This is a genomic window from Streptosporangium sp. NPDC000509, from assembly GCF_042898365.1.
In the GTDB taxonomy this organism is placed as follows: Bacteria; Actinomycetota; Actinomycetes; order Streptosporangiales; family Streptosporangiaceae; genus Streptosporangium.
In genome coordinates, this window is sequence record NZ_JBIAYX010000009.1 from 272,026 (window position 1) to 287,642 (window position 15,617).

Genomic DNA, 15,617 nt, shown 5'->3' on the forward strand with positions numbered 1-15,617 from the left:
CGTCGCCCTCCCCCCGGCCTCCCTCCGGCCGATCGGCGGCGCTCGGCCCGCCGTGTCCGTCGAGTGCCCGTCAGAGGTAGAGGCCGGTGTTCTCGTGGGGGGCCGGTGCGTGGTTGACGACGCCGTCGCGGAGGGCGAAGAGCTCGGCGAGGGTCGCACCGGAGGGGGAGAGTCCTTGGCCGGTGCCGAGCCAGCGGGCGGCCTCGTCGTAGGGGAAGGCGCCGACCTCGATCTGGGCGAGGCAGCGGCCGGGACGGGTGACGGCAGGGTGGAGGTGGGCGAGGTCCTCGTTGGTGGTGATGGCCACCAGGACGTCGCGGCCCTGGCCGAGGAGCCCGTCGGTCAGGTTGAGAAGGCGCGACAGCCCCTGTCCGGTGGCCTCCTTGGCGCCGGACCTGATCAGCTCGTCACAGTCCTCCAGCACCAGGAGCCGCCACCGATCTCCGCTGTCGCCTCCGTCGTCGTGGTCATGGTCGTCGGAGCCGACGGCGACCTCCATGAGGTATCCGGGGGAGTGGAACAGCTGCTCGGGGTCCAGCACGCAGTCGACCTGGCACCACGACCGCCACTCGTGGGCGAGCGTGCGCAGCAGCGTCGTCTTGCCGGTGCCCGGCGGCCCGTGCAGCAGGATCAGCCGGCCGTGTGCCTCCGAGGGGGTGACGGACATCAGCCGTGACAGCGGTTCGCTCACGGACCTGGCGTAGTTGCCGGCGACCTCCGCCCAGGGAGCGGCGGTGATCGGCTTCTCCGAGCGGCGGCTGCCACGGGGACCCTGCCACCAGAAGCCCATCGTGACGTGGTCGCTTTCGGGGGCGGGCTCCTTGGCGTCCCTCGTGATCTCCTCGATCACCGAGCGGGCCAGGCCCTCGTCGACCGCGGTCACGCTGACCGTGGCGGCGCGGTTGCGGTAGCGGATCACGCGCAGGGTCCAGCCCTCTCCGCACAGCAGCCGCGAGTCGCGGCCGTCCTTCTCCGAGGCCGCCCTGACGAGCCTTCCCGAGGCGGGGGCGAGGGAGGCGTCGGGACGGACCCGCTCCAGGTTCGCGGTGCGCGACCAGGGCTGGGCCCCGGTCGCGAAGGGGGACAACGCGAGGGCGTCGATCACGTCCACCGCCGCGTCGCCGTCGTCGAGCCAGATCTTCATCGGCAGCTCGACCGGGCGCGGCTCCGGCTGGAAGTCGACCTCCTTGAGTACGGACATGGCGCCAATGATCCTCGCGGGACGCTCTGCGGTCGAAGGGTTTTCGCGCCGGACTCAGGAGGCCGCCGAGGAAGCGGGGGCCTCGGGGGCGGTGCGGAGCAGGGCGTCGACCAGAGGGCTCGGCGGGCGGGTGAGCGGACCGGTGAGGACGAGGGCACGGGTCAGGGACGGCTTCAGCGGGATCATGACGAGCCCGGGGGTGAGGAGGCCGCGGCCGAGGTCGGGAACCGTCGAGACGCCGATACCCGCGGCGATCATTCCGATGAGTGTGCCGAGCTCGCGCACATGCTGGGCAGGGGCGTAGGGGACACCCGCCATGGAGCACAGCAGCCGGGTCTGCGGCTCGCAGCCCCCCTTGGAGACGAGCAGCGGATCCTCCGTCAACTCGGCCATCGTGATGTGTTCCTGACCGGCGAGGGGGTGATCGGTGCGGACCACGGCGTGGAAGGCGTCGCGGCCCACCACCACATGCGCGGGGGGAGGGGGCAGCGGATCGACGAGGACGGCGGCGTCGACGACTCCGGTCTCCAGCCAGGGAGACAGCTCGTCGTCGTCACCCTCGAAGACCTGCACCTCGACACCGGGGAGTTCCGCGCGCCAGGTCCGCATGAGCTGGGGGAGCAGCCCGCAGCAGACCGTGGGCGGGGCGGCGACGCGGACGACTCCGGTGTGCTGTCCCAGGTGTGCGGAGACGGCCTCGTCGATGGCGGACACCGAGGCGAGCGCCGCCTGGGCGTGCGGCAGGATCGTCGTCCCCAGCGCGGTGGGTCCCACGCCTCCGTGCCGCAGCACCAGCGGTGCGCCGAGAGCGCGCTCAAGTGCGGCGAGCGCGTGGGAGACCGCCGACTGTGACATGCCCAGCTCCTCGGCGGCCGCGCCGAAGCCGCCGTTCGCGATCACGGCGGCGAAGACTCGGAGTTGCGCGACCGTGGCCCTCATGAGGACATCTCATCACACCGCCGGGGCAACTCATTGGACACATGCTCAGCGCCTGATGAGACTGCTCCGGTGACCCGTGAAAGAACCTTCCCGGCAGCTCCGCGGGTGCGGGCGGCCGACGCCGCGCCGCTCCCGGCGAGCAGGTCGGTGCTCGCCCGATATCTCGCGCTCGCCCTGACCTGGGGGGCGAGCTTCCTGTTCATCAAGGTCGCTCTCACCGGCCTGTCTCCCGTCCAGACGGTGCTGGGCCGTCTCACGCTGGGAGCGCTCACCCTCAACGCGATCATGCTGGTCACCCGCCGGAGCTGGCCTAGGCAGCCGAGACTCTGGGCGCACCTGGGGGTGGTCGCGCTGCTGCTGTGCGTGGTGCCGTTCCTGCTGTTCGCCTGGGCCGGGCAGCACATCCCCTCGGGGCTCTCCAGCATCTACAACGCCACGACGCCGCTGATGACGATGTTCGTGACCCTGGCCGCGCTCCGCCAGGAACGCCTGGACGCGGCGGGGGTGCTCGGCCTGCTGCTGGGTGCGGCGGGTGTCGTCGTCGTCCTCGCCCCGTGGAACCTGAGCGAGGCCGGCCCCGGATGGGCGCAGGCGGCCTGCCTGGGGGCGACGTTCTGCTACGGCATGGCCTTCGCCTACACGCGGCGCTTCGTGGTCTCCTACGGCTACGACGCCCCCACGATCGCCGCCGCCCAGATCAGCGTGGCGGCCCTGGTCATGCTCGCGCTGAGCCCGCTGCTGGCAGGCGGTCCGGTGCGCCTGGACCTGCCCGTCGTGGCGAGCATGGCCGCCCTGGGCGTCCTGGGTACGGGGCTCGCCTACATCTGGAACACCACGGTCATCGCCCGTTGGGGGGCGACGGCCGCCTCGACGGTGACGTACCTGACCCCGCTGGTGGGGGTCGTCCTCGGGGTGCTCGTCCTGGGTGAGACGCTGACGTGGAATCAGCCGCTCGGCGCGGTGATCGTCGTCATCGGCATCATGACCGGTCAGGGCCTCATCGGTTCCTGGTCAGGTCGCCGGTCTCGGTGACCAGTTCGGGGCCGGGAACGTCCTTCCAGGTGTAGGTCAGGGCGTCACCTTTGCGCCTGAGCCACACGGTGCCGGGGACGCAGCCGGTGCCGGAGCCGAGGGTGAAGGTCAACTCCTCGGCGGTGACCTTGGCCAGGGTGATCCGCCCTTTGCAGCCGTTGACCGGTTCCGCCCATTCGGCTCCGTCGTCGCCCTTTCTGAGCGTGACCTCGATCCGCTTCTCGCCGGGGGAGAACGGGTTGGTGGAGGTGACGCCGTCACCGGCCCACGCTCCGGCGAAGGAGGCGGGGATCTCGACCCCGTTCCCCGGCGGGGCCGACCTCTCGGTGCCGGAGGGTTCCGGAGTGGACGGGGCCTCGCCTCCGGACGGCGACGAGGGCGGCGGGGTGGACGGTGTCGCCCGGCCGGAACCGTTGACGCCGGTCTCGGGGATGCCCGGAATGAGCCAGGCGGCGACCCCCGCGGCGATCAGCAGCGACACCGTGACGAGGGCCGCGCCGGTGACGGCGCCCCGCCGGCCACGGCGGGATTCCCGGGTCGTGAGCGCCGACCGTCCCGGAGGGGCGGCGATCCGGCTGCCGATCCTGGCCAGATCCTCGGTGGACTCGGCGGAGAGGCCGGCGGCGACCGGGTCGACGAGGCCGACCATCAGCGCGCGGGCCGTCGGACGGCGGGCGGGATCCTTGTCCAGGCAGGAGGCGATCAACCCGGCGAAGGCGGGAGGCAGGGGCGACAGGTCCGGGTGGTGGTTGAGGATCCGGTTCAGCACGGCCGGCACGGTGTCGGCGCCGAAGGGAGGGCTGCCGCTCGCCGCGCAGAGCATGGTGGCCGCCCAGCCGAACACGTCGGAGGCGGGTGAGGCGGGAGCCCCGCCGATCTGCTCGGGGGACAGGTAGGCGGGGGTGCCGATCAGGCCGGAGGCGGTCGTGGCCGCGCCCTCCGCCCTCGCGATGCCGAAGTCGACCACCCTGGGGCCGTCGGGGCCGAGCAGCACGTTGGCGGGCTTGAAGTCGCGGTGCACCACCCCGGCGGCGTGGATGGCCGTCAGCGCGGTCGCCGTACCGACCACCAGGCGTTCCAGTTCGCCGCTCCGCAGCGGGCCCCGCTCGCGGATCCTCTCCTCCAGCGAGGGGCCGTCGACGAACTCGCTGACCACGTACGGGAGGGGGCCGTCCACGGAGGCGGTCAGCACGCGCGCCGTGCAGAAGGGCGCGACGCTCTCCAGGGCGGACAGTTCGCGGGCGAGTCGCGCCCGCGACGCGGTGTCGCCGCGGAACAGCACCTTCACCGCAACCCGCTCGCCGCTGGGAGCGTGCGCGAGGTAGACGACGCCCTGGCCGCCCTCACCGACCCTCCCGGCGAGCTGGAACGCGCCGAGCCGAGCCGGGTCGTCAGGGGTGAGGGGGGTCACGACCATGGGGGAAGGCTATCCGTCTTGTCGGTGATGTGAAGTGTGATGGGTGAACGGGGGACACGGAGGAGAAAGGGGAACCGCCCGGTTCGGGGCGGCGTGCCGGATGCCTGGCTCGCCGGTGACCCACGGCGTTCGCGCCGAGGGGAGAGGAACCTGGAAAAGGGAAGCGCGCTCCCACCTCGACGGGGCTCGCCGAGCCTCGCGAACCGGGGGAGGGCGCGGTTTAGAGGGCCCGGCAGGGGTTAGGAGAACGGCTGTTTCGCTACCCGACGACCATCCGGAGTGCTTCCCCCATCACACCGCGACAAGGGACCAATTGCTTTAACGGCCTCATTGGTGCCGTGTCAGCCATTACGCTCCGGTAGGGCAATATCACTCAGACAGTGGAGACGTTTCGTGGCCATCGATCTCGTTACTCGCCGTGAGTGGGGCGCCCGCCAGCCGCGCGGTTCCTACAGCAAGCTCAACTCCACCAAGGGAGTGAAGGTCCATTACACGGGTGGCCAGGTCAGCCCGGACATCGTGAACGACCACGCCAAGTGTGTCGCGTTGGTGAAGTCCATCCAGAGCCACCACATGGACGGCAACGGCTGGATCGATGTCGGATACTCCATGCTGGTCTGTCCGCATCGGAAGGTCTTCGAGGGGCGCGGCGTGCGCAACGTCCCGGCCGCCAACGGCGCCGGGCTCAACAGCGACCACTACGCGGTGCTCGGGCTGGTCGGCTCCTCGGGGTTCACCAAGCCGACCGACGACATCCTGCACGGCATCCTCGACGCCATCGAATACCTCAGGGACAAGGGCGGGGCGGGCAGGGAGATCAAGGGGCACCGCGACGGCTACTCGACCAGTTGCCCCGGCGAGCCCCTGTACGCGTGGGTCAAGCGCGGCGCCCCACGCCCCGGCGGGGCTCCCAACCCGCCCGGACCCCACCCCTCCTTCCCCGGCCGCATACTCAAGCAGCCGCCGGTCATGCAGGGGGAGGACGTCCGCACCTGGCAGCGGCGGATGCGCGACCGGGGCTGGGCGATCGACGTCGACGGCCTGTACGGCCCCGCCTCCAGTGAGGTCTGCAGGAAGTTCCAGAAGGAGAAGGGCCTCGCCGTCACCGGCGCCGTCGACCGGACCACCTGGGACGCCGCCTGGCAGGAGCCCGTCACCTGACCGTCGCGTGACCGGCTCCCCGGTGGCGCGCCTCGCCGTCGCCACCGGGGGCGGATCCCGAGATCGACCTCCTTGCCCGCACCCCCTGTCGACGCCACACCGGCGCGGATCACGCCGGTCACGAGTCACGCCGAACCCCCTGCCCGCACCCCCTGTTGACCCCAGTGTTGGTATTCGTCCGGGGGGCGGGGGAAGTTCTCGGTGGCGCGACGCTTAGGATCCGGTGCATGACCGTGCCGCCTGAGGAGTCTCGATCGGCCGCCGAGTTCCCACCGGTCACCCGTGACCGGTGGCGGGAGCTCGCGCTCGGGGTGCTGCGCAAGTCCGGGGTCGAGACCGACTCCCCGGAGGAGGCGCTGGCCTTCACCACCTACGACGGCGTGACGATCGCGCCGATCTACGACGCGTCCGACCTGCCAGGTGACCCCGGCCTTCCCGGAGCCGCGCCCTACGTCCGCGGCTCCCGTCCCGAGGGCGGCTGGGAGGTACGGCAACGCCACGAGACGCCCGATCCCGAGGCGATCCTCGCGGACCTGGAGAACGGCGTCGACTCGCTGTGGCTCGCCCTCGACCCGGAGGATCTGCCACGCGCGCTGGAGCGGGTCCACCTGAACCTGATCTCGGTCACGCTCGACGCGGGCAAGCGGACCCGCGAGGCGGCAGCGGTGCTTTTCGCGCTGGCCGGGGAACGGGAGGCCTCGGCACCGCGCGGCGACGCGGCCGCGTCGCCCGGCGGCGGGCCGGGGACGCCGGTGTCCGGCGACGGACCGGGTGCTATCTCCGGTGCCACCGGCCGCGCGGCCGATGACGGACCGGGGAGGCTCACCGGGAACCTGGGCGCCGACGTCCTCGCCGACGCGGACACGGCGATCGAGCTGGCCCGCCGCTGCGTCGCGGACCATCCGGGCCTTCGGGCGGTGGTCGTGGACGCCACGCCGTACCACGACGCGGGGGGCGGCGACGCGGAGGAGCTCGGCTGCTCCGTCGCGGCGGGGGCCGCCGCGCTGCGTGCCCTGACCGGCGCGGGTCTGACGATGGAGCAGGCGTTCGGGCAGCTGGAGTTCCGCTACGCCGCCACCGCCGACCAGTTCCTCACCATCGCCAAGCTCAGGGCCGCCCGCAGGCTCTGGGCGCGCGTCGCCGAGGTGTGCGGCGTCTCCGGTGTCTCCGGCGCGGCGCAGCGGCAGCACGCGGTGACCGGTTCGGCGATGATGACCGCCCGCGACCCGTGGGTGAACATGCTCCGCACCACGCTCGCCTGCTTCGCGGCCGGTACCGGCGGGGCCGACGCGGTGACGGTGCAGCCCTTCGACGCCCGCCTCGGCCTGCCGGACGCCTTCGCCCGCCGCATCGCGCGCAACACCCAGTCGCTGCTCGTGGAGGAGGCCGGGGTGGCCCGGGTGATCGACCCGGCCGGGGGCTCCTGGTACGTCGAGCGGCTCACCGAGGATCTCGCGGTCAGGGCCTGGGAGTGGTTCCAGGAGATCGAGCGCGCCGGGGGGATGGCCGACGCGCTCGCCTCCGGGTTCGTCGCGGGACGGCTCGCGGCCACCTGGGAGCGGCGCGCGGCCGGAATCGCGAGGCGCCGCGACCCGATCACCGGCGTCAGCGAGTTCCCCGACCTGGCCGAGCGGCCTCTCAGCAGGCAGGCCAGGCCCGGCGGAAGCACCGGGGTGCACTACGCGCAGGAGTTCGAGGCGCTGCGCGACCTGGCGGACGCCCAGGAGACCCTGCCCAAGGTCTTCCTGGCGACCATCGGTCCGGTGGCCTCGCACACCGCGAGGGCGTCGTTCGCGGCCAACCTCTTCCAGGCGGGCGGTATCGCCACCGTGACCGGCGGCGCCGTCACGGATCCCGGCGAGATCGCCGCCGCGTTCGCCGCCTCCGGGGCGAGGATCGCCTGCCTGTGCTCCAGTGACCGGCTGTACGCCGGGCACGCCGAGGCGGTGGCCGCCGCGCTGAGGGGCGCGGGGGCGGTAAAGGTGTGGCTGGCGGGGAAGGGAGATTACGAGGGTGTGGACGGCTGTCTCTACGCGGGATGTGACGCGCTCGGCGTGCTCCGGACGACCTTCGACGATCTGGGGGTGGCTCGATGATTCCCGACTTCTCCGGCATTGAGCTCGGTGCGCGACCGGCGGCCCCCGGCGAGCACCTGGCGGACCCCGCGGCTCCTGATCCCGGCCTGGAGGACTGGGCGCGATCCGTTCGGGAGGCCACCGGGAGCGATCCGGGGGACCTGCTGTGGGAGACGCCGGAGGGCATCGGCGTCAAGCCCCTCTACACCGCCGCCGACCTGGCCGGGCTCGACTTCCTGGAGACCTACCCCGGCGCGGTCCCCTACCTGCGCGGCCCGTACCCGACCATGTACGTCAACCAGCCGTGGACCATCCGCCAGTACGCCGGATTCTCCACCGCGGCCGAGTCCAACGCCTTCTACCGGCGCAACCTGGCCGCCGGGCAGAAGGGCCTGTCGGTCGCCTTCGACCTGGCCACCCACCGGGGCTACGACTCCGACCACCCCCGGGTGGCGGGAGACGTCGGCATGGCGGGCGTGGCCATCGACTCCATCTACGACATGCGGCAGCTGTTCGACGGGATCCCCCTCGACAGGATGAGCGTGTCGATGACCATGAACGGCGCGGTGCTCCCCGTGCTCGCGCTCTACGTCGTGGCCGCCGAGGAGCAGGGGGTGGCCCCCGAGCAGCTCGCGGGGACCATCCAGAACGACATCCTCAAGGAGTTCATGGTCCGCAACACCTACATCTACCCGCCGGGCCCCTCGATGCGGATCATCTCCGACATCTTCGCGTACACCAGCGAGAAGATGCCGAAGTTCAACTCGATCTCGATCTCCGGATACCACATCCAGGAGGCCGGGGCCACGTGTGACCTGGAGCTCGCCTACACCCTCGCCGACGGGGTGGAGTATCTCCGGGCCGGCGTCGAGGCGGGCCTGGACATCGACAGGTTCGCGCCGCGCCTCTCGTTCTTCTGGTGCATCGGCATGAACTTCTTCATGGAGGTCGCCAAGCTGCGGGCGGCGCGGCTGCTCTGGGCGCGGCTGGTGTCCGGGTTCGGGGCGAAGAATCCCAGGTCGCTCTCGCTGCGGACCCACTCGCAGACCTCCGGCTGGTCGCTCACCGCCCAGGACGTCTACAACAATGTCGTCCGCACCTGCGTGGAGGCGATGGCCGCCACCCAGGGGCACACCCAGTCGCTGCACACCAACGCCCTCGACGAGGCGCTCGCCCTGCCCACCGACTTCTCCGCCAGGATCGCCCGCAACACCCAGCTGCTGCTCCAGCAGGAGTCGGGCACCTGCCGGGTGATCGACCCCTGGGGCGGCTCCTACTACGTCGAGCGGCTCACCCACGAGCTGGCCGCCAGGGCGTGGGGCCACATCGAGGAGGTCGAGGCCGCCGGGGGCATGGCGAGGGCGATCGACCAGGGCCTGCCGAAGCTGCGCATCGAGGAGGCCGCCGCCCGCACCCAGGCGCGCATCGACTCCGGGCGCCAGCCGGTCATCGGCGTGAACAAGTACCGGCCGGACGCCGACGAGCCCATCGAGGTGCTCAAGGTCGACAACACCTCGGTACGCGCCCAGCAGCTGGAGAAGCTGCGCCGCCTGCGCGAGGAGCGCGATCCCATCCGGGTGGAGGAAGCTCTCACCGCGCTGACCAAGGGCGCGGCGAGCGACGGGAACCTCCTCGCGCTGTCGATCGAGGCGGCCCGCGCCATGGCCACGGTCGGGGAGATCTCCGACGCGCTGGAGCGGGTCTTCGGGCGGCACGCGGCGCAGATCCGTACGATCACCGGGGTCTATCGCGAGGAGGTGGGATCCGGCGTGGACGGAGTTCGCGCGGCCTGCGCCGAGTTCGAGCGGCTGGAGGGCCGCCGTCCCCGCATCCTGGTGGCGAAGATGGGCCAGGACGGTCACGACCGGGGCCAGAAGGTGATCGCGACGGCCTTCGCCGACCTCGGCTTCGACGTGGACGTCGGCCCGCTGTTCCAGACGCCCGACGAGGTCGCCCGTCAGGCGGTCGAGGCCGACGTGCACGTGGTCGGCGTGAACTCGCTCGCCGCCGGGCACCTCACGCTCGTGCCCGCACTCCGCGAGGCGCTGGCCGCGCTGGGCGCGGAGGACGTCATGATCGTGGTCGGCGGGGTCATCCCGCCCGGTGACTTCGACGCGCTGCGCGCGGCGGGGGCGAGCGCGATCTTCCCGCCCGGCACCGTGATCGCCGACGCCGCCCGGGGACTGCTGGCGGACCTGCTCACCCGGCTGGGCCATGACGCGGACGCTTGACGACTACGTTCAGGGAGTGAAGGAGGGGTCCAGGGCCTGGATCGCGCGGGCGATCACGCTGGTGGAGTCCTCCAGGGCCGATCACAGGGACCTGGCCCAGCGGCTGCTCGCCGAGCTGACGCCGCTCTCCGGCGCCGCGCGCAGGGTCGGCATCACCGGCGTGCCCGGTGTCGGCAAGTCCACGTTCATCGACGCGCTCGGCACCCGGCTGACCGGGGAGGGGCATCGGGTGGCGGTGCTCGCCGTCGACCCGTCCTCGACGCGTACGGGGGGGAGCATCCTGGGCGACAAGACAAGGATGTCCCGCCTGGCGGTCGACCCGGCCGCCTTCATCCGCCCTTCGCCCACCTCGGGCACCCTGGGCGGGGTCACCAGGGCGACCCGCGAGGCGATGGTCGTGGTCGAGGCCGCCGGATACGACATCGTTCTCGTGGAGACCGTCGGCGTCGGCCAGTCGGAGACCGCCGTGGCCGACATGGTCGACACCTTCCTGCTGCTCACCCTGGCCAGGACGGGCGACCAGCTCCAGGGCATCAAGAAGGGGGTGCTGGAGCTGGCCGACGTGATCGCGATCAACAAGGCCGACGGCACCGAGGGCAGCTCCCACGAGCTGGACGCGCGCAAGGCCGCCAGAGAGCTCGCGGGAGCGCTCCGCCTGCTGGGCGCGGGGCGGACGCCCCCGGTGCTCACCTGCAGCGGGCTGACCGGCAAGGGGCTGGACGAGCTGTGGCGGCAGGTCGTCCACCATCGCGACGCCCTGGAGGCCTCGGGGGAGCTCGCCGAGCGCCGTCGCCGCCAGCAGGTCCGCTGGACCTGGGCACTGATCACCGACAGGTTGCTCACCCGGCTCCGTGAGCACCCCGAGGTCGCGGCGATCGTCGGCCAGGTGGAGCGCGAGGTCCAGGAGGGTGTCCTCACCCCGTCACTGGCCGCCGACCGCATCCTCGCGGCCTTCGCCAAGGGCGCCTGAGCGCTCGGGAAGTCTGACGGCTCGGGGCTGAGGGCCCGCCGTCACACTGGGTAACGCCAGGTCATCGCATGATTGGCGGGTGATCCGCTAATTAAGCGCTCATGTTAAGCGCGTGTTAACACGGATCACGCCCGAAAGTGGTTAGCTTTATATGCTATACACCCTTGATCACTTCTGGTGAGTCATGTGATACTTTGTGCGAAGATTAACTAATGTTGTGATGTGATGCGCTTTAGCGTGTAAAACACAGAATGAGACAGGCGAGGAGGCTCGGAGCGTCCCAGGTGGATTGTCGGCCGAGTGGTCCTGTTCCGTTGGCTGACCAGTCCTGATTCGCGCCCCGGGTGGGAACGGGACACGTGGGGTGTCCCCGTTTTCGAACACCGCCGCGCTCACCCGCGCGGGCGGTTGTCTCGTGCTGCGCGAATTCACGTCACGCGAGGTGGGAGATGTTTGCCTATGTCCATGGACGTGCATGTCCGTGCCGGTCGCCGGGCGAGATCCGTTCCGATGCGCCGAGCCCTGCCCAAGCTTCTCCGCGAACCGGCGGGGGCACTCGCCGGGTTCGCACGGGAGGCGCGAGGTGAGATCGTCCGGCTGGAGCTGGGGCCCTTTCGCCCCTATCTGATCACGCACCCCGACCACGTCCAGCAGGTGATGCGCGTCGAATGGACGAAGCACCAGCGCCTGGGAATGTTCTGGCGCCCTCTGGAGCGGCTTTTCGGGCACAGCATCATGAGCGACGGCGAACACTGGCAGAACAGCAGGAAGGTCCTGCAGCCCCTGTTCACCACGCGGTACGTCGCCACGATCGCCGATGAGGTGTCCAGGCGCGTCGCGGGGCGCGTCGAGGAATGGGACGAGTACGTGCGGTCGGGGCAGGACTTCGACGCGGCCACGGAGATGTCCAGCATCCTCAGCTACATCGTCAACCGGGTGCTGTTCGGGGACAAGCTGAACCGGGAGGACGGGGAACGCATCATCCCCGCTTTCGAACAGGCGTCCTATTCGCTCGTCTACCGGATTCTCATGCCTTTCATGCCGTATTTCATGCGGATCCCCGGCGACAGGACCTTTCTGCGGGCCGTCCAGTCGATCGACGACGTGGTGTTTCCCGTGGTGAGAAAGGCGATGGCCCGACCCGACGACAGCGTCGACGTCATCTCCGTGCTCTGCCGGTCCGTTGACGAGAACGGTGACAGACTCACCGAGAAGCAGATCCGCGACGCGCTGGTCAGCGTGTACGCCGCCTCGTCGGAGACCACCGCGATGGTCCTCACCTGGCTGTGGCTCCTCCTCGAGGAGCACCCGGACGTGGAGGCCAGGCTCCGGGCGGAGATCGACGAGGTGGTGGGCGAGGGGCCGGCCGTCCCCGAGGACATCCCCCGTCTCGTCTACACGCGCATGGTCCTGCAGGAGACACTCCGCCTGTACCCGGCGGGCTGGTTCCTCCCCCGCAGGGTCATGGAGGACACGGAGATCGGCGGCATCCGGATCAAGGCCGGATCGTCGGTGCTGGTCACCCCGTACGCCACGCAGCGACTGGAGGAGTTCTGGGAGCGCCCGGACGAGTTCGACCCCGAGCGGTTCGCGCCCAGCAGGTCCGAGGGCGAGGAGCGCAGGCACAGATACTCCTACTTCCCCTTCGGTGGCGGACCGCACAGGTGCCTGGGCGAGCCCCTGTTCTACGTCGAGGCACCGCTCCTCGTCGCGAGCATCCTCAGCCGGTTCCGCATGTCGGTGCGCACCCCGGGCCCGTTCGACACCGGCTGGGCCGCCTCGCTGCGTCCCCGGCAGAAGGTCTCGCTGGGCGTGTCCTTCAACGGACGTGACCGGAGCGGGGCCCTGCGATGACGCTCCCGCCCGATCCGGCTGTCCGGCCCGATTCCGGGCTCCGCTCCGATCCGGACGTCCGGCCCGTCCCCGGTGCACGGCCCGATTCCGGCGTCCTGGGGAACGCCAGGGAGGCGGGGGCGATCTGCGCCCGCGCCGGGCGGTCGCAGCGGGACATGCGCGAGTGGGCGGAGACCTATCCCGGCCTGTTCTCCGCCAAGCCGTTCGACGCGGCCCTGTACAGCACGCTCTCACTGGCCATGGCGTTCGGCGGCCCCTGGTTCGGCGCCGAGCAGTTGCGGATGGCGAACAAGGTCTCCCTCTGGGCGTTCGGCCTGGACTGGCTCGTCGACTACGTCGCCACCTCGCTGCCCGAGGTGCGGGCCATCGCCCGGAGGTGCCTGGACGTGGCGGACGGGGCCTCGCCGGTCCCCGATGACGACCTGACCCGCATGCTCGGCGACATCCGCGACGAGCTCGCGGCCTCGCCCGCGTTCCCCGAACTCGGGCCGGTCTGGCGCGACGAGCTGGAGCGCATGCTGGACGGGATGCTCACGGAGTGGCGCTGGAAGACCGACAAGGTCACGCCGACCTACGAGGAGTATCTCGGCAACGCCGACAACCTCGGCTTCTCCTACGCGTTCGCGGCCCACTGGATCCACGTCACGGGCCCCGGCGCGGTCGCGGACGTCGACGCGCTGCGCGAGGCGGGCTGGGCGGTGCAACGGGTCATCCGCCTTCTCAACGACCTGGGCACCTACGAGCGGGACGTCGCCTGGGGAGATCTCAACGTCCTGCTGCTCGGTGCCGGCCGCGCCGAGGTGGAACAGCGGATCGCCGGGCTCGCCGCCCGGAGCCGGGAGCTCATCGCCCCGCTACGGACCACCCATCCGGAGCTGGCGGGCTACATGGAACGCCAGATGGACTTCTGTGCGGGTTTCTACCAGGTCGGCGACTACTGGGGGACGTTGTGAGCGTGGACGGCCTGCTGACCGTCACGGAATCGGGCACGGAATCGGGCACGAAGGCGGGCAGCGGGATCCGTACGGAGGATCACGCCGGGATCGACGTGGTCGCCGAGGCGCGCGAGCTGGTCGCCGGACTGTCGGCCGAGCCCTGGGGGCAGGTGTCCGCCTCCCCGTACGAGACCGGCCGGGTGGTGAGCCTGGCGCCGTGGCTGGCAGGGCACGCCACGCGGGTCGAGTTCCTGCTCGACACCCAGCGGCCGGACGGTGGCTGGGGGTGTTCCGGCGACCACGCCCTCGTCCCCACGCTGAGCGCGGTCGAGGCGCTCCTGGTCGAACTCGGGCGCGAAGGCTCCTCCGACCGCGCCCTCCTCGCCAAGGCCGTGGAACGCGGCCTGGAGGCCATCGGGAACCGGTCCTTCCAGGCCGGCTGGCCACCGGACACGCCCGCGGTCGAACTCATCGTCGCCTCCCTGTTCGCCCTGATCGACGGTCACCTCGACGGGGAGGGGCCGCAACCGCCCCTGGGCGCGGGCGGCGCCAAACTGACGGCCGTCAGGGCGTGGCTGATGTCGGGCGCGCCGATTCCGCAGAAACTGGTCCATGCCCTCGAGGTCGCGGGCCCGGAGGCGATAGCCGCCTCGGGAATCCTCCCCACGCCGATGCCCGGCGGGATGGCGGCCGTGGGAGCCTCGCCCGGGGCGAGCGCGGCCTGGCTGGCCTCACCGCCCGAGGCCGGACCCGGAGCCGAGGATCGCGCCGCACGCAGGACGCGTGACGAGACGGCCGTCCGGCGGTATCTGGAGGCCGTCGTGGCCTCCTCCGGCGGTCCCATGCCGTGCACCCTCCCCATCGCCGTGTTCGAGCGCGGCTGGACGCTGAGCTGGCTGCGGCGTGCGGGGATCCCGCTGGACGTGCCGCCGCGACTGGTCGCGAGCCTGCGGGACGGCCTCGGCCCCGAAGGGATCGCCACGGGGCCCGGTCTGCCCGCGGACGCCGACACCACCTCCGTCGCCCTGTACGCGCTCGCGCTGCTCGACGAGCCGCGCGAGCCGGAGGGGCTGTGGCCGTTCGAGCTGGAGACCCACTTCTGCACCTGGCGGGGGGAGGAGGGGATGTCCCCGACGACCAACGCGCATGTGCTCGACGCCTTCGGTGAATACCTGCGCCGCCGTGGGGGAGAGCCCCGCCACGCGGCCGTCGTCGCGAAGCTGTCGGCATGGCTGCGTGACCGCCAGGAGGCGGACGGCAGCTGGACGGACCGCTGGCACGTCTCTCCGTACTACGCCACGGCCTGCTGCGCGATCGCGCTGCGCGAGTTCGGCGGCGGGGAGTCGGCGGGCGCGGTGGGCGGTGCCGTGGACTGGGTGCTCGCCACCCAGCGCGGGGACGGGTCGTGGGGCCGATGGGAGGGCACCGCGGAGGAGACCGCCTACGCGCTGCAGATCCTGCTGCTGACCGACGCCGCGCGGGACGGACGGTGGAGACAGGCCGTGGAACGTGGATACCGGCACCTGCTGGCCGCCCGTGGCGGCGAGGCGCCGTCGCTCTGGGTCGACAAGGACCTGTATCTGCCGATGGCGATCGTCAGGGCGGCAGTTCTGGGCGCGCTTCACCTGGCGCGACGTGCGCTCGCCATTCCCGAGGACGACTCGTATTGAGAATTGACCGTGAATTCAAAACAGGACACAAGGGCGCATCCACTCTGTCCGTCTTGAGGGTTTTTAGGGACATTGCTAAGGTTCGGCGGGTGTGATGCGGGATGCCCCGCTGATCCCAGCGATGTGGCGACC

The 15,617-nt window shown here is 71.3% G+C and carries 11 protein-coding genes; 8 read left to right on the plus strand and 3 right to left on the minus strand.

The window, feature by feature from the left end; genetic code table 11:
• Positions 1 to 70 precede the first annotated feature (70 nt).
• Both ACFY3D_RS18680 and ACFY3D_RS18685 read right to left on the minus strand, forming a co-directional pair.
• Entirely contained in the window at positions 71 to 1,201 is a 1,131-nt protein-coding gene (locus ACFY3D_RS18680) for a DUF5925 domain-containing protein (protein ID WP_389980854.1), read from the minus strand.
• A gap of 54 nt (positions 1,202 to 1,255) precedes the next feature.
• Positions 1,256 to 2,140: a LysR family transcriptional regulator gene (locus tag ACFY3D_RS18685; protein ID WP_350943746.1), complete on the minus strand. Its 885-nt coding sequence runs from the start codon at positions 2,138 to 2,140 to the stop codon at positions 1,256 to 1,258.
• A 69-nt stretch (positions 2,141 to 2,209) separates the two neighbouring features.
• Here ACFY3D_RS18685 and ACFY3D_RS18690 point away from each other — a divergent pair, with 69 nt between their 5' ends.
• Positions 2,210 to 3,172 carry a DMT family transporter gene (locus ACFY3D_RS18690; RefSeq protein WP_389980857.1) on the plus strand — a complete coding sequence of 321 codons (963 nt, stop codon included), beginning with the start codon at positions 2,210 to 2,212 and terminating at the stop codon, positions 3,170 to 3,172.
• Here ACFY3D_RS18690 and ACFY3D_RS18695 read toward each other — a convergent pair.
• Complete coding sequence (locus ACFY3D_RS18695) at positions 3,138 to 4,589, minus strand: serine/threonine-protein kinase (protein ID WP_389980859.1); 1,452 nt, start codon at positions 4,587 to 4,589, stop codon at positions 3,138 to 3,140. The two genes, ACFY3D_RS18690 and ACFY3D_RS18695, sit on opposite strands and share 35 nt — an antisense overlap.
• A gap of 393 nt (positions 4,590 to 4,982) precedes the next feature.
• Here ACFY3D_RS18695 and ACFY3D_RS18700 point away from each other — a divergent pair, with 393 nt between their 5' ends.
• The 7 genes from ACFY3D_RS18700 (at position 4,983) to ACFY3D_RS18730 (ending at position 15,485) form a co-directional block, all read left to right on the plus strand.
• Complete coding sequence (locus ACFY3D_RS18700) at positions 4,983 to 5,750, plus strand: N-acetylmuramoyl-L-alanine amidase (protein WP_389980861.1); 768 nt, start codon at positions 4,983 to 4,985, stop codon at positions 5,748 to 5,750.
• Positions 5,751 to 5,977: 227 nt separating this feature from the next.
• The gene (locus tag ACFY3D_RS18705; protein WP_389980863.1) at positions 5,978 to 7,846 is read left to right on the plus strand and encodes a methylmalonyl-CoA mutase family protein; all 1,869 of its coding nucleotides are present in this window, start codon (positions 5,978 to 5,980) and stop codon (positions 7,844 to 7,846) included.
• Positions 7,843 to 10,056: a methylmalonyl-CoA mutase gene (scpA, locus tag ACFY3D_RS18710; protein WP_389980865.1), complete on the plus strand. Its 2,214-nt coding sequence runs from the start codon at positions 7,843 to 7,845 to the stop codon at positions 10,054 to 10,056. Before ACFY3D_RS18705 ends, scpA begins: the two co-directional genes overlap by 4 nt.
• Complete coding sequence (gene meaB, locus ACFY3D_RS18715; protein ID WP_389980867.1) at positions 10,040 to 11,026, plus strand: methylmalonyl Co-A mutase-associated GTPase MeaB; 987 nt, start codon at positions 10,040 to 10,042, stop codon at positions 11,024 to 11,026. The genes scpA and meaB overlap by 17 nt, the downstream gene beginning before the upstream one ends.
• Positions 11,027 to 11,491: 465 nt before the next feature.
• Complete coding sequence (locus tag ACFY3D_RS18720) at positions 11,492 to 12,880, plus strand: cytochrome P450 (RefSeq protein WP_389980869.1); 1,389 nt, start codon at positions 11,492 to 11,494, stop codon at positions 12,878 to 12,880.
• Positions 12,877 to 13,833 (plus strand): terpene synthase family protein, encoded by a 957-nt coding sequence (locus tag ACFY3D_RS18725; protein ID WP_389980871.1) that lies wholly within the window; start codon positions 12,877 to 12,879, stop codon positions 13,831 to 13,833. The genes ACFY3D_RS18720 and ACFY3D_RS18725 overlap by 4 nt, the downstream gene beginning before the upstream one ends.
• A gap of 2 nt (positions 13,834 to 13,835) precedes the next feature.
• Complete coding sequence (locus ACFY3D_RS18730; protein ID WP_389980873.1) at positions 13,836 to 15,485, plus strand: prenyltransferase/squalene oxidase repeat-containing protein; 1,650 nt, start codon at positions 13,836 to 13,838, stop codon at positions 15,483 to 15,485.
• Positions 15,486 to 15,617: the final 132 nt, after the last annotated feature.

Bases quoted from the DNA above. Each gene is read 5' to 3' on its own strand.
- meaB (WP_389980867.1), top strand. From the start codon at position 10,040: ATGACGCGGACGCTTGACGACTACGTTCAGGGAGTGAAGGAGGGGTCC.
- ACFY3D_RS18705 (WP_389980863.1), top strand. From the start codon at position 5,978: ATGACCGTGCCGCCTGAGGAGTCTCGATCGGCCGCCGAGTTCCCACCG.
- ACFY3D_RS18685 (WP_350943746.1), bottom strand. From the start codon at position 2,140: ATGAGGGCCACGGTCGCGCAACTCCGAGTCTTCGCCGCCGTGATCGCG.
- ACFY3D_RS18725 (WP_389980871.1), top strand. From the start codon at position 12,877: ATGACGCTCCCGCCCGATCCGGCTGTCCGGCCCGATTCCGGGCTCCGC.
- ACFY3D_RS18720 (WP_389980869.1), top strand. From the start codon at position 11,492: ATGGACGTGCATGTCCGTGCCGGTCGCCGGGCGAGATCCGTTCCGATG.
- ACFY3D_RS18695 (WP_389980859.1), bottom strand. From the start codon at position 4,589: ATGGTCGTGACCCCCCTCACCCCTGACGACCCGGCTCGGCTCGGCGCG.
- scpA (WP_389980865.1), top strand. From the start codon at position 7,843: ATGATTCCCGACTTCTCCGGCATTGAGCTCGGTGCGCGACCGGCGGCC.
- ACFY3D_RS18680 (WP_389980854.1), bottom strand. From the start codon at position 1,201: ATGTCCGTACTCAAGGAGGTCGACTTCCAGCCGGAGCCGCGCCCGGTC.